The organism is Streptomyces sp. TE5632, assembly GCF_054061295.1.
Genome location: NZ_JBSSEA010000003.1, coordinates 5,146,308 through 5,160,062 on the forward strand (window position 1 = coordinate 5,146,308; position 13,755 = coordinate 5,160,062).

Consider the following 13,755-nt stretch of genomic DNA (forward strand, 5'->3'; position numbering starts at 1 on the left):
GTCGAGCTGGGCAGCGGTGCCTGGGACCCCGGCCCGGGTGGGGTCTTCCGGGCCGGGGCTCGGAGACGGCCGGGCCCCGAGGGGTGCCCGTCCGTCTCCGGACGAGGCCGGCCGCTGAAGGTGGCCGGCCGCTGAGGAGGGGTCAGATTCCGGGCCCCGCGAGGTAGGTGAACGCGTCCGTGGCGGTCGCGCTGCCTGCGTCGTTGCTCACGACCACATCGACGGGACCGGCGGTCCCCGGGGGCGTGACCGCCGACACCGCGGTGTCGGAGATCACGGTGAAGGGTGCCGGGTTGCCGTCGAAGGTGACCTGGTTGGTGCTGGTGAGGCCCGTGCCGGACACGGTCACTGCAGTACCGCCGGACGTCGGTCCCTCTGCCGGAACGACCGTGGTCACCGTCGGGGCGGCAACATAGGTGTATGAGAGACCGTTGTTCGTTCCGCCGGCCGTGGTGACGCTGACGCCGACCGAGCCGGCTGCACCGGCAGGTGCGATCACCGTGAGCTGGCTGTCGGACACCACCGTCGGCACCGCGGTGTTGGCACCGAAGGAGACGCTGGTGGCACTGGAGAACCCAGTGCCGTTGATGGTGATGGTCTCGCCGCCGACAGTCGACCCGGAGGCCGGGCTGAGGGTCTGCTTGAACGGCGCCCCGACGTAGTAGAACGGGATCGGGTTGCTCGTTCCTCCCGGCGTGGTCACGGTGACGCCGACCACTCCGCTGCCGGAGGGGGAGACCGCGGTGACCTGGGTGGGCGAGACGTTGGTGACGGCGGTGGCGGGTCGCGTGCCGAAGCGCACGGCGGTGGTACCGGTGAGGTTGCTGCCGGTGATCGTGACGAGTGTGCCGCCGCCGCTGGATCCTTGGTTCGGACTGATAGGCATGAGTGTTCCTCCTCGCTCGCAATGCGGTACATTGCCGAGCAGTGATGGGGCGTTCGTTCCGCGTACGGCCCCGATGGGTGCGAGTTCGCTCTCGTATCCACTGGCCAGGTGGTATCTCGATGGCCTTGTGCCGATGCCTGGTCGACGGTCTGCAGCCGTCGGCGTTGGGCGCAAGGCTCATCGAGGAACAGGGTCTTGTCGGGCGTCAGCTGCCGCCCGATCAGGGGCTTACCCTTGTCTGTTTGCGGATCCGAATGCCGCTGATACGGACACTTGCAGTAACCCATCAGGGTTACAGGAGAGCAAGGCTTCAGGTCTCGAAGTCAACCGTTCGAGTGAGCGCCACGGCGTACATAACGGGGCGCATGCACAGCGCATTACCCAAAAAATATGCCGGCCCGCGGCGTACACGAGTAGATCACCAGCCTGTGCATCGCGACACCGTCAAGTGGGCCATCGAGATAGCCACAGTCAGCCCGGCTGCCGATCAACTTCTGCTCGACGACGCCTAGGGCGTTCTGTCAGGGCCAGGAGACGAATTGACGCCTCTATCGGGGCCAACTGGTCGGCGGCGGTTCCCGGGAGCGCCTTCGCGCTGAACACGTGCTGCATCAGTGCGTACTGCCCTGCGGGAAACCCTCACCCACACCTCCGGTTTCCCGGTCGTTGCAGCAAGCCGCTTGATCATACCGGCAGCGTGCCGCCCCCTTCGAAAGGGGACGGCACGCCGTGGTGGGGTTGGGGTGTGCCGGTGCCGGGCCCTGGCCGCCGGCACTGCCCGCCTGGTGTCTGGTGTCAGCGGCGGCCGCCGCAGTGGCGGCCCCAGGACTCGGTGTCGACCGTGCGGCCGCGGTCGTTGCGCAGGGTGGCCGTGTCGGAGCGGTTGTCCCACACATAGTGGCGGCGGTCCTGGTACAGGTCGGTGCGGGTGTCGCGGCCGATGCCGGTGTGGACGCGGACCGTGGCGCGTCCGACGAGACGGACGTGGTCGAAGCGGTAGCGGTGACCGTCCTCGTCCCTCAGGGTCCAGCCGTCCAGGTTCACCGCGCGGCGGGTGTTGTTGGTGATCTCCACCCACTCGCGGTTCAGGGAACAGTTGGAGCGGTCGTCGCGTCCCGGGGAGTCGTACTGCACGCCGGAGATCTGCACGGTCGGCCGGTGCGGCCGGTGCTCGGCCGCCGACGCCGGCACCGTCAGGACCGGTCAGGGCGCCGGCGCTCAAGACGGCGGCGGTCAGACGGTGGTGGACTTCGACACAGAGTCCCCCCTGCATGGTGCGGGCACACCACCAGACCCGACGGCACAAGAGGCCGTCATGTCCGGGTGGGGTGCGTGGTGCGGGTAGCGGCCGGTCGGCCGCGCATGGAGAAGACGTGAAGCCTATTACGGATCATCCATATTGTGGTGACTGTCACCTGCAATAACCATCCATGCACCGGATGCGTCAGGTTGACGGGCTGTCGGGTCGGGACCCCTTGCGGGCCCTGACCACCGGCTCGATGGCGCCATGACGCGCCACCCCAGGCCTCGCGGGACGGTCACCCGAAAGTGGGTAACGGGTCCCTGGCACCGCGGCTTGCCGCGGATATGAAGAAGCCTCGTCCCTGCCGTGGCAGGGACGAGGCTTTTCGTGGAGCGCCGGGCGGGCCTTGCACCTGCATTTCCCCGCAGGAAGCGGGGCGATGGCCACGAGGGTCTCGGAAGCGGGCAACCTAAAGGCATGCGATGCGTCAGAGGCGCTTCGCTGACGCGCCAACTTCCGCCCACCCCTCGGGTCGCCGCGCCGAGCACTCCAGCTCCACACCGTGTGCCCCACGAGAGCCACGGCCACAACGGCTGCAACGACGCGAATCGCGTCCCAGATTATATCGACAATCAGCCCTTGCGAGTCCGCCTCCGTACTCAACCGCTGAGAGGTCTCAATGGGTGCCAGTGCTCATCCATTCGAGGCTCGGCGGACGCAACTGGCGTTATCTACCCGAGCCCGGGGAAAATAGTACGTGGATGCACCAAACCTTCTCCGTTGGTGGACCTCTCCCCGGCGTTCCTCCCGTACCAGCGGGAGGAACGCCGTCTGAGTGACGCGGCCGTGGTTCCGTACTGCCGAATGGCTCCGCGCCTACCCCTCATCACCTTCTGATCCGTAGCTCTCCCCGGATTGGCTTTGAGAGGGCATAGAGTGTCCATTCACGGGGTGGTCAGGCAGTGGCGGGTGGGAGCCATGGGGTGCCGGTGAGGGCGTCGCGGATGGCGCGCATGGCTGTGAGCCCGTGGGCGCGGGCGGTGGTGAGGTAGGAGCGGATGCGTAGATAGCGGCGAGCTCCGGCCAGCTGGCGCCAGCAGCCGCTGACTTTCATCTTGACCTCGATGTCCCGCAGGGCCTGCTCGGATGCGTTGTTGGTCCAGGTGAGCCCGGGGGTGAAGTCCCAGGTGAAGCGGAGCACCTGAGGGGCCTTGTCGATCAGGCGCTCGGCGAGTTGGCGGGCCTTGGACTTCTTCCCGCCGCAGTGTGGGTTGACGCTGATCCCGCACCGGGCCGCCGTGAGGAACTCACCCTCGATCCTGGCACGTTCACGCTCGGGTACCATGCCCTCTCCTGCGGCGTGCGCCTGCTCGACGCTCTGCCCGGCCTCACGCAGGACCTGCTGAGCTGCCTGTGCCCAGGCGGCGTGCTCCTCGTCGGGCGCGTTGTCGATGACGCCCTGCAGGTCCCGCAGCAGGTGCGCGCAGCACAGCTGCACTCCCGCCAGGTGGGCGTCGTACTTGTGGTAGCCGACGTAGTCGTCCCGGATCAGCACGCCACTGTAGCCGGACAGGATCCCGAAGCCGTCCAGCGCGGCGTGGCCACGGTTGTCCGCCGCTCCGTACCAGGTCAGGCTGGTGGAGCGGACGGTGTAGGCATAGCCGCGCCCACCGGCCAGGCTGATCGGGGTTTCATCCGTGCCCAGCACCGGCGACCGGCGCAGTGCCTGCTTCAGCTCCGCTTCGAACCGGGCCAGCGGGGCATCCAGCCGCGACAGGCAGCGGTCGACGAACCCGCAGGACACCTCGATGCCCAACAGTCCGGCCACCAGTTTCGCGGTCCGCTCGGTGCTGATCTGCCCCTCCGCGGCCAGCAGCGTGGCGAAGGCCCGCAGGTTCGGCCCGTAACAGGCCGGACCGCTGACCCCTGGCGGGACGTCTGCACAGGTCACCACCCCGCACCGGCAACGGCGCCGGATCAGCCGTACCTCGGTGACTTCCCGCTCGATCAGCGGGATGTCGAAGACCTGGACCGCGCGGAAGCCCTCCTCCGCCGCATCGGACAGCGATCTGCTGCAGTCAGCGCATTCGGCCGGCTCGAGTCGTTCCACACGGTCAGGCACCGCGACCGGCTGCAACGAGCGGCCCGCCCGCCCCGGCTGTCCACCCGGCTTGCGGTCCTTCGACCGCACCCGCTGTGAACGCGAGTTCTTCCTCTCCGGCGGGTCGGACGACGGTGGCTTGCTGCTGTTGGTCGAATCCATCCCCAGCCGGCGCTTCAACTCGGCGTTCTCCGAACGCAGCTCAGCGACTTCGGCCTTCAACCCGGCGACCTCGGTTCGCAGCTCATCGATCACGCGGGCCTGCACAGCGACCAGCGCGGCGAGCTCCTCGTACGACGGCCCCTGCGACACGACTCGCAACCTACAAGATCGTCAGGTCGCCGAGATCACCGGGCCCCGCCGCAGGTCAGCACCGCCCGTGAATGGACACGGTGGCGGAACGAAAATCAAGCAATTTATGGCCTATCCAGGGGTTTTCTACTCCGACGACGGCCAGATCCTGCGCGCCATGCAGCGCTCCGCCGAGAACGGCGGCCTGATCATGATGCACGCCGAGAACGGCATCGCGATCGACGTGCTCGTCGAACAGGCACTGGCCCGCGGCGAGACGGACCCCCGCCACCACGGCGAGGTCCGCAAGGCCCTGCTGGAGGCCGAGGCCACCCACCGCGCCATCCGGCTCGCCCAGGTCGCCGGCGCCCCGCTGTACGTCGTGCACGTCTCCGCCACCGAGGCGGTCGCCGAACTGACCCGGGCCCGCGACGAGGGCCTGAACGTCTTCGGCGAGACATGTCCCCAGTACCTGTTCCTGTCGGCGGACAACCTCGCCGAGCCGGACTTCGAGGGCGCCAAGTACGTGTGCAGCACACCCCTGAGACCGAAGGAACACCAGGCATCCCTGTGGCGGGCACTGCGCACCAACGACCTCCAGGTGGTCTCCACCGACCACTGCCCCTTCTGCTTCACCGGCCAGAAGGACCTCGGCCGCGGCGACTTCTCCAAGATCCCCAACGGCATGCCGGGCGTGGAGAACCGGATGGACCTGCTCCACCAGGCCGTCGTCGACGGACACCTCACCCGCCGCCGCTGGATCGAGATCGCCTGCGCCACCCCGGCCCGCATGTTCGGCCTCTATCCGAAGAAGGGCACCCTCGCCCCGGGCGCCGACGCCGACGTCGTGATCTACGACCCGCACGCCGAGCAGGTCATCTCCGCCGAGACGCACCACATGAACGTCGACTACTCGGCGTACGAGGGCAAACGCGTCACCGGCCGCGTCGAGACCGTCCTCTCGCGCGGCGAACCGGTCATCACCGAGCGGGAGTACACCGGGCGCGCCGGACACGGTGCCTACACCCCGCGTTCCACCTGCCAGTACCTCGACTAGGAGTGGTGCGCATGGACTTCGGACTCGTTCTGCAGACCGATCCGCCGGCCTCGCGGGTGGTCGGCCTGATGCGGCGCGCGGAGCGCAACGGCTTCACGCACGGCTGGACCTTCGACTCCGCCGTGCTGTGGCAGGAGCCGTTCGTGATCTACAGTCAGATCCTGGCCAACACCACCGGGCTGAAGGTCGGCCCGATGGTGACCAACCCGGGCACCCGCACCTGGGAGGTCACCGCCTCCACCTTCGCCACCCTCAACGACATGTTCGGCAACCGCACCGTCTGCGGCATCGGCCGCGGCGGCTCCGCGATGCGGGTCGCCGGACGCAAGCCCAACACCCTGGCCCGCCTGGGCGAGGCGATCGACGTGATCCGCGACCTCGCCGAGGGGCGCGAGGCCGAGGTCGACGGGCAACCGCTGCGGATCCCGTGAGTGAGGGGCGGCAGGCTGCCCGTCTGGATGGCGGCGTACGGGCCGAAGGCGCTCGCCCTCGCCGGGCGGAAGGCCGACGGCTTCATCCTCCAGCTCGCCGACCCGTATCTGACCGAGTGGATGGTGAAGGCCGTACGGGCCGCGGCCGCGGAGGCGGGGCGCGACCCCGCCTCCGTGACCGTCTGCGTCGCGGCCCCGGCGTACGTCGGCGACGATCTGGCGCACGCCCGCGACCAGTGCCGCTGGTTCGGCGGCATGGTCGGCAACCATGTCGCGGACCTGGTCGCCCGCTACGGCGAGCACTCGGACATGGTCCCCGAGGCGCTGACGTCGTACGTCAAGGAACGGCACGGCTACGACTACAGCCACCACGGGCGGGCCGGCAACCCGTCCACGGACTTCGTCACCGACGAGATCGTCGACCGGTTCTGCCTGCTCGGCCCGGCCGAGGCGCACATCGAGAAGCTGAAGGCGCTGCGCGGGCTGGGTGTGGACCAGTTCGCCGTGTACGACATGCACGACGCGCAGGAAACGACGATCGACGCGTACGGCGCGGAGATCATCCCGGCACTCAACCGCTGACCGGTCCCTGCGGTCCCTGCGGCGACTACCGGGCCGTGCCGAAGTTCTGGGTCCAGTAGGAGCCGGGCTGTGCGAGACCGACACCGATCTCCTCGAACGCGCAGTTGAGGATGTTCTCCTTGTGGCCGGGGCTGGACATCCAGCCGGCCATCACCTGCTCGGGGGTGGAGTAGCCGTAGGCGACGTTCTCGCCGTAGGTGCTCCAGCTGTAGCCGGCGCGGGTGATGCGGTCGGCGGGCGAGGATCCGTCCGAGCCGGTGTGCGACATATTGCCGCTCGCCGCCATGTCCTCGCTGTGGTTCTGCGCGGCCTCGGTCAGGGTGGCGTTCACCTTCACCGGGGAGCAACCGGCCTTGCCGCGCTCGGCGTTGACGAGTTCCACGACCTCGGCGACGGCTCCGGAAGCTTCGGCGTCGCCCGTCGGGGCGGGGCTCGGGGCCGCGGTGGTGGGCTTCGGAGCGGCCGTGGTGGGCTTGGGGGCCGCGGTGGTCGGCTTCGGGGCCGTGGTGGTGGGCTTGGCGGCGGATGCCTCGCGGACCGCCTTCTTCGGCTCGTGCGTCTTCGGCTTGTGCGTCGGCTCGGCGCTGCTGTGCCGCGCCGCCCCGGCCTTCGAAGCGCCCGCGGTGGCGGTCGGTGTGTGCGACGGCGCCGCCGTGGGCTCACCGTGCTGCTTGCCGTCCCACCGGTGGTACCGGTCGGCGTCGCCCCACCTGTCCTCGGCCGCGGCGGGGGCGGCGGTGTCCTGCTGCCGTTGCCCGCTGCCGGGCCAGTCGGCGCAGGCCATGGCGACCGAGGGTATCCCCACGACGCCCATGGCGACTGCCGTGACGACCGTCCGCCGGTACCGCTGCTGACGACGATGCTTTCCCATGAGTGACCTCACCCCTGTTGTCCGGAGACTGGTCATTCTTGGGACGGCCCGGCGCGGGGCGCAAAGGGCCGTCGCACTACCGCGCTTCGTAGGTCTGCGGGGTCCTTGCGGCGGGCGGAAGAGCGTGCCGACCTGCTCGCGACGGGCCCCTCGGGACGCCTGCCGCCGCGTCAGGAGCCGTCGCTCGGCGCAAGAACCGCGGATCTCGGCTCCCCGCCGGATCACCACCCACCTCGGCCCGTCACCTTTTCGTGGCAAGCCGGATAAATCCCCCATGTCGCCGGGGCGGGTCCTACTAAGCGGCCTGCGTAGATCGAGGACGTGCGTGAGGGATGTCACGGAATCATGAATTCCGGTCTGCTGCCGAAGGTCGAGGAACGCCCGGCGAGCCTGTGGGGCCTGTCCGGCGGATCACGCCGCAGACGCGGGGGCCGGCACGCCCTCCTTCCCCCCAAACTCTTCGAGCAGGGGGAGCCCCAGCGGCGTTGTCGTCACTCTCCCCACGCTCGACTTCTCCCCCACGCTCGACTTCTCCCTCCCGCTCGACTTCGCTCGAGCGGGAGGGACCCCCCATGAGCGGGAGGGGCCCTCGTGGCCCCACGCACCCTCGCTGACAAGGCGCCGTCGATTTCCTGCGACCTGCTCCGCCGGACAGGCGCCAGGGCGGCCGGCTCAGCCCCGACCCTCCAGCAGTGCCGCCATCGCCTCCTTGGCGGCCTTGATGGCGCCCTTGTTGATCTCGTCCGTGGAGGGCGCCTTCTTCGACTCGAAGTCGCTGCCGTTGTACGTCACGATCACCAGCGCGTTGGAGGCGCGGGCCACCACCACGCCCTCCCGGCTCTGCTGCTTGTCCTCGGTGGCGAGGTTCACGACGGAGTACGCCGCGTCACCGAGCCCGGGGACCGCGCCGCCGCCGCTCTTGTCCTTCAGCCGTCTCTCGTAGGACTGTCCGGCCGCGTCGTCCGACTGCAGGACCTCGAAGGAGGCGTCGAGCCAGCGGTACTCGTAGCCCTCGAGCGCGTTCCAGGAACAGGTCCTGCGCAGTGTGGAGTCGGTGGACTTGATCTCCTTGCCGGACGTCTTGGCCCCCGGCACGAGGGACTTGACGGTCTTCTCGGCGACGCTGTCGCAGGGGGCGGGAGCGGTGGTGTACGTCATGGGCGCCGTCGTCGTCGACGGAGCGGAGGCGGACTGGGTCGGCGTCCCCTCGGCCGTTCTCTTCTCCGCCGCCTGCGGTTCGGAGGACGGTCCGGAGGACAGTGCCCAGCCCGCCGCGGCGAGGACGACCACCGGGGACAGGCGCGCGGCCAGCGCTATCGGCAGAGGAAAAGAACGCACGTCGCACTTCTCGTGGGGGTCGGTGCGGAAGGGGCCCGCACAGCGGACGGGACGCCAGTGTCACACGCTTCCGGGTGGGGCGGAAGTGCGAACTCGCTCCGTGGGCGGAGGGTGACGGGGACGTACCGGCGAGGACGGCGGTTTGCCGTACTTCCCCTGCGTTCAGGCGAATTGCGGCAGCGCGGGACCGCCGGGCGTGGGCCGAGGGCGGTCGCGGTGTTCCCACCGCGACCGCACGGGGCGTCAACGGGTCACGGTTTGCGGGCGAGACCGCCGTGCTCGGCGACGGGCGCGGCGTCGGGGGTCTCGGTTTCCGGACGCCACAGGGGGACCGAGACGACGCCGGGCTCCAGGAGCTCCAGGCCGTCGAAGAACGACGTGATCTCGTCGACGGTGCGCAGGTTGTACGGGATGGCGCCGCTCTTGTTGTAGCCGTCCTGGGCCTGCTCGAAGCCCGGGTCGATGCCCCGGGAACCGTCGTTGATGGAGAGGTAGCTGCCGGACGGCAGAGCGTCCATCAGCCGCGTGACGATGGAGCGGGCCTGGTCGTAGTCGGCGATGTGCCCCAGGATGTTGCTGAGGATGAGGGCGGTGGGGAGGCTGAAGTCCAGCGTCTTCGCGGCGGCGGCCAGGACGCGCTCCGGGTCCAGCACGCTGGAGTCGACGTAGGCGGTCGCACCCTCGGGGGTGGAGTAGAGCAGGGCGCGGGCGTGCGCCAGGACCATCGGATCGTTGTCGACGTAGACGATCCTGCTCTCCGGCGCGATGCGCTGGGCGACCTCATGGGTGTTGTCGGCGGTCGGCAGGCCGGTCCCGATGTCCAGGAACTGCCGGATGCCGGCCTCGGAGACCAGATACGTGATGTTGCGGCGCAGGAAGGCCCGGCTGCTGCGGGCGATGGTGACGATGCCGGGGAAGACGGCGGTGTACGCGTCGCCCGCCTCCTCGTCGACGGGATAGTTGTCCTTCCCGCCCAGCCAGTAGTTCCAGATCCGGGCCGAATGCGGCACCGAGGTGTCGATCTTCTGGTGCGCAGCGGGTCCGGGCGTCGTCGCAGGGTCGCTCATGGGTGCGGTCCGTCTCTCAGCCGAGGCAGGTGTGTTCAGCCAACAGGTGTGTTCCGCACAACTTACGTCCCAACAGTGTTGTCGCGCACTTCAGTTCGTATCTCCGGTGCGGCGCGTGCGGACGCGTTCCGCTCGGCGCCGGGACGCGCCCTCTCAGCCGTGCAGGGCGAGGTAGGGCGCCAGCGCGAACAGCGTGATGACGAGCGCGTACTTCAGGCTGCGGGCAGGCAGGGCGTGGGCGATCCGCCAGCCCAGGAGCACGCCGGCCAGTTCCGGGACGCCGACCAGGGCGGCCAGGGGCCAGTCGACGGCACCGTGGGCGAGATAGCCCACGGTGCCCACCCCGGCGATGACGATCGACTGGGCCTGCGCGGAGGCCAGGGCTTCCAGCACGGGCACGCCGAGCGCGACCAGCAGCGGGACGGTGAGCATCGGTCCCCCGATGCCGACGACGCCGGAGACGACGGCGACGACGAGCCCGAGTCCGGCCACCACGGGGGCGGGCGGGTGGGCGAGCAAGGCCGCGGGCCGGTGGCGCTCGCGGTGCCACACCAGAACGGCCACCACGGCCACGAGCGCACCGAGCACCACCCCGAACGCACGGGCGGACACAAGGGTGTTGAGCAGTACCCCGACGGGAGTCCCGAGCACGGCCGTGCCGGCCAGGATCCCGGCGGTGCGGCGTGTTCCCGGCTCGCGCAACTGGCCGGAACGGGTGTAGGCCGCGGTGCCCAGCACGCCGGTGGCGACATGGGTGACGATGGCGGTACCGGCCACCTCGGCGGGGGAGAGGCCGGTCAGGGTGAACAGCCCGATCGTGGGCAGCACCCCGCCGGGGCCGACAGCGGTGATACCGATGCCTCCCACCAGTCCCAGCAACCCCAGGGCCACCGCCACCGACACCGACATGCCGTCCCTCACCTCCGCCTGGAGCGTCCCGCCCGGAGCATGCCGGAGACCGGCGCGTCGGGGAACGGACGTCACACGGGGAGATCCCGTACGGGGACGGACCGCGACCTCGGCCGTCGCTACGCCGACCGCTGGTCCGCCGTGTGTGCGGCCTCCTTTGGACGGCTGTCGCCGCGGGCCAGGGAACTGGGCCACCATGCCCGGGGTCCGATGTCGATCACGAGCGCGGGCACCAGCAGCGAGCGGACCACGAGCGTGTCGAGCAGTACACCGAAGGCCACGATGAAGGCGATCTGCACGAGGAACGCCAACGGGATGACCATCAGGGCAGCGAACGTCGCGGCGAGCACCACACCCGCAGAGGTGATCACCCCGCCGGTCGTGGTCAGCCCGCGCAGCACACCCTGCCGCGAGCCGTGCGCGAGCGCCTCCTCGCGTACCCGGGACATCAGGAAGATGTTGTAGTCGACACCGAGGGCCACCAGGAACACGAATCCGTACAGCGGGACGGAGGCGTCCGTCCCGCCGAACCCGAGGAGATGCTCGAAGACGAGGGACGAGACCCCCAGCGTCGCCAGGAAGTTGAGTGCGACGGTCGCCACCAGCAGCACCGGTACGAGCAGCGAGCGCAACAGCAGGATCAGGATCAGCAGGATGATGCCGAGCACGACGGGAACGATCACCGTGCGGTCGTGCGCGGCGGTCTGCTGGGTGTCGTACTGCTGCGCCGTGTACCCGCCGACCAGCGCGTCGGCTCCCGGGACCGCGTGCACGTTCTCGCGCAGCCGCTCGATGGTCTCCTTGGCCGCGTCGCTGTCCGCCGCCGCGTCGAGCGTGGCGTCGATGCGGACACGTCCGTCGACGACCTGTGGCTCACCGGCCCCGGGCCGCCCCGAGGCGGAGACCGCGCCCGCCGATGCCACGCCCTCGGTGTCCTTGGCGGCGGCCGTCACCGCGTCGGCACGGCCGACGTCGGCGATGATGACGGCCGGATTTCCCGAGCCGCCGGGGAAGTGCCTGCCGACCGTCTCCTGGGCGGCGACGGAGGGGGCGTCGTTCACGAAGATCTCGTCGAGCGGCACCCCCTTGGCGGACAGCGTGGGCGAGAAGGCCGCCAGGGCGGTGAGGACGAGTCCGGTCACGAGCCAGACGAAGCGTGGACGCGCGTTCACCCGCGCGGCGACCCGGAGCCATACCGGGTGGCCCTCAGCGGACGCGTCCGACGCCTTCGGGCGAGAGGGCCAGTAGGCGGTACGGCCCAGCAGGGCCAGCACGGCCGGCAGGAAGGTGAGCGTGGTGAGCACGGCGCACACGATGCCGATGGCGCCCACCGGTCCGAGAGCGCGGTTGTTCGTGAGGTCACTCGCCAGGAGGGCCAGCAGCCCGAGCGCCACCGTGGCGGCGCTGGCGGTGATCGCACCGAACGAGCGCCGCACCGCCACCAGGGCGGCCGCGGCCCGGTCCCCGCGCACGGCGAGTTCCTCGCGGAAGCGCGCGGCCAGGAGCAGGGCGTAGTCGGTCGCGGCGCCGATCACCAGGATGGACAGGATGCCCTGCACCTGCCCGTCGACCTGGACCACGTCCCGCTGCGCCAGCGCGTACACCACGGCACAGGCCAGTCCCAGGGCGAAGACGGAGCCGAGGATGATCACGAACGGCAGCAGGAAGCTGCGGTAGACGAGCAGAAGGATCACCAGCACGGCGGCGAGCGCCACGCCCAGCAGCAGTCCGTCGATACCCGCGAACGCGTCCGACAGATCGGCCTGGCTCGCTGCCGGGCCGGCGATCTGCGCCTCGGCACCCGGTACCTTCTGCGCCGCCGCGCGCACCTCGTCGAGGACCGTGGGCAACTCCTCGCCCAGGTCGGGCTGAAGCTGAACGACGGCCTGCAGGGCCTGGCCGTCCTCGGAGAGCAGGGCGGGCGACGGCCTGCCGACGACACCGGTGCTTCCGGCGAGCGCGCCGACGGATTCGGTGGCGGCTGCCCGCTGCGCCTCGGTGACCCGGGCCCCGTCCGCCGTCCAGACCACGATGGCCGGGAGGGTCTCGGACTGGGCGAACGCCTCACGGGCCTCGAGGACCTCGGTGGACTCGGCGCTCTGCGGCAGGAACGACGCCTGGTCGTTGGTGGCCACCTCGCCCAGCTTGCCCGCGTACGGCCCGAGCGTTCCGCCCACACCCAGCCAGACCAGCAGGAGAACGAGAGGCACGAGCCACCGGGCCCGGTGCGGTGCGGTTCTCATGAGCATGCCCCACAGTGGAAGAAGTAAGTCGATGGATGAGTATCTTGATCGTCGAGTGATCTTATACTGGGGTCATGAATGACTCAGGCGCCCCTTCGGCACCTCTTCCCGGTGACGACCCCACGGGGTTGCAGTCGTTCGCCGTCCTGCTGCGCCGGATGAACGGCGAGTTCAACCGCATCGCCCACGAGTTCGCCCAGGCGCACGGCCTGCATCTCACCGACGTCCAGGCCCTGATCGCGATCCTGGACGCCGGCCAGGACGGCTCGGACGAGCCCATGACACCCGGTCGGCTGCGCAAACAGCTCAACCTCACCTCCGGCGCCGTCACCGCGTGCGTCGACCGACTGGAGAGGGCGGGGCACATCCGGCGGGTCAGGGCCGCCGACGACCGCCGCGTGGTCCACCTGCACTTCGCGGAGACGGCCAGAGGGCTGATCAGGGACTACTTCCGGCCGCTCGCACGGAGCACGGACACCGCGCGGGGTCGCTTCACGCCCGAGGAGCTCACCGTGGTCGTCCGGTTCCTCGCGGAGATGAACCGGGAGCTCGTCCTGCTGCGCCGCGACTGATCGCGACTGACCGCGACTGATGCGGAGGGCTCCCGGCCGGCTCGACGCCCGACCCGGCACAACGACAGTGCCCCCGGCTCCTTCGACCCGCGCGGCATGCAGGGCTGCGCGGTGGGCCGCTGAGCCCATACTCCCCTGGGCCGAGGACCCATATTCATGTGGAT

The 13,755-nt window shown here is 69.9% G+C and carries 9 protein-coding genes and 2 pseudogenes; 3 read left to right on the forward strand and 8 right to left on the reverse strand.

Annotation, left to right across the window (positions count from 1 at the left end; genetic code table 11):
* Positions 1-142 precede the first annotated feature (142 nt).
* The 3 genes from ACVW19_RS28695 to tnpC all read right to left on the reverse strand — a co-directional run bounded on the left by ACVW19_RS28695 (position 143) and on the right by tnpC (position 4,542).
* A complete protein-coding gene (locus ACVW19_RS28695; RefSeq protein WP_457462974.1) occupies positions 143-886 on the reverse strand; it encodes an IPT/TIG domain-containing protein in 744 nt (247 codons plus the stop codon).
* Positions 887-1,681: 795 nt separating this feature from the next.
* Positions 1,682-2,035 (reverse strand): lamin tail domain-containing protein, encoded by a 354-nt coding sequence (locus tag ACVW19_RS28700; protein ID WP_457462976.1) that lies wholly within the window; start codon positions 2,033-2,035, stop codon positions 1,682-1,684.
* A 1,049-nt stretch (positions 2,036-3,084) separates the two neighbouring features.
* Positions 3,085-4,542, reverse strand: a complete 1,458-nt coding sequence (tnpC, locus tag ACVW19_RS28705) for an IS66 family transposase (protein ID WP_457462977.1) — start codon at positions 4,540-4,542, stop codon at positions 3,085-3,087.
* Between the two features lie 82 nt (positions 4,543-4,624).
* Between tnpC and ACVW19_RS28710 the strand changes: the two are divergent.
* Positions 4,625-5,578 (forward strand): annotated as a pseudogene (locus tag ACVW19_RS28710) (amidohydrolase family protein); the annotation flags it as partial.
* Positions 5,579-5,589: 11 nt separating this feature from the next.
* Positions 5,590-6,591, forward strand: a pseudogene (locus tag ACVW19_RS28715) (TIGR03842 family LLM class F420-dependent oxidoreductase).
* Between the two features lie 25 nt (positions 6,592-6,616).
* Here the strand turns inward: ACVW19_RS28715 and ACVW19_RS28720 are convergent.
* The 5 genes from ACVW19_RS28720 to ACVW19_RS28740 form a co-directional block, all read right to left on the reverse strand.
* Positions 6,617-7,462 (reverse strand): CAP domain-containing protein, encoded by an 846-nt coding sequence (locus tag ACVW19_RS28720; RefSeq protein WP_457462978.1) that lies wholly within the window; start codon positions 7,460-7,462, stop codon positions 6,617-6,619.
* Positions 7,463-8,134: 672 nt separating this feature from the next.
* Positions 8,135-8,800: a hypothetical protein gene (locus ACVW19_RS28725; RefSeq protein ID WP_457462980.1), complete on the reverse strand. Its 666-nt coding sequence runs from the start codon at positions 8,798-8,800 to the stop codon at positions 8,135-8,137.
* A 251-nt stretch (positions 8,801-9,051) separates the two neighbouring features.
* A complete protein-coding gene (locus ACVW19_RS28730) occupies positions 9,052-9,867 on the reverse strand; it encodes an SAM-dependent methyltransferase (RefSeq protein WP_457462982.1) in 816 nt (271 codons plus the stop codon).
* 153 nt (positions 9,868-10,020) lie between these two features.
* On the reverse strand, positions 10,021-10,776 hold the full coding sequence (locus tag ACVW19_RS28735) for a sulfite exporter TauE/SafE family protein (protein ID WP_457462983.1): 756 nt from the start codon (positions 10,774-10,776) through the stop codon (positions 10,021-10,023).
* 119 nt (positions 10,777-10,895) lie between these two features.
* On the reverse strand, positions 10,896-13,019 hold the full coding sequence (locus tag ACVW19_RS28740; RefSeq protein ID WP_457464823.1) for an MMPL family transporter: 2,124 nt from the start codon (positions 13,017-13,019) through the stop codon (positions 10,896-10,898).
* Between the two features lie 74 nt (positions 13,020-13,093).
* Between ACVW19_RS28740 and ACVW19_RS28745 the strand changes: the two genes are divergently transcribed.
* Positions 13,094-13,591 carry a MarR family winged helix-turn-helix transcriptional regulator gene (locus tag ACVW19_RS28745; protein ID WP_457462985.1) on the forward strand — a complete coding sequence of 166 codons (498 nt, stop codon included), beginning with the start codon at positions 13,094-13,096 and terminating at the stop codon, positions 13,589-13,591.
* Positions 13,592-13,755: the final 164 nt, after the last annotated feature.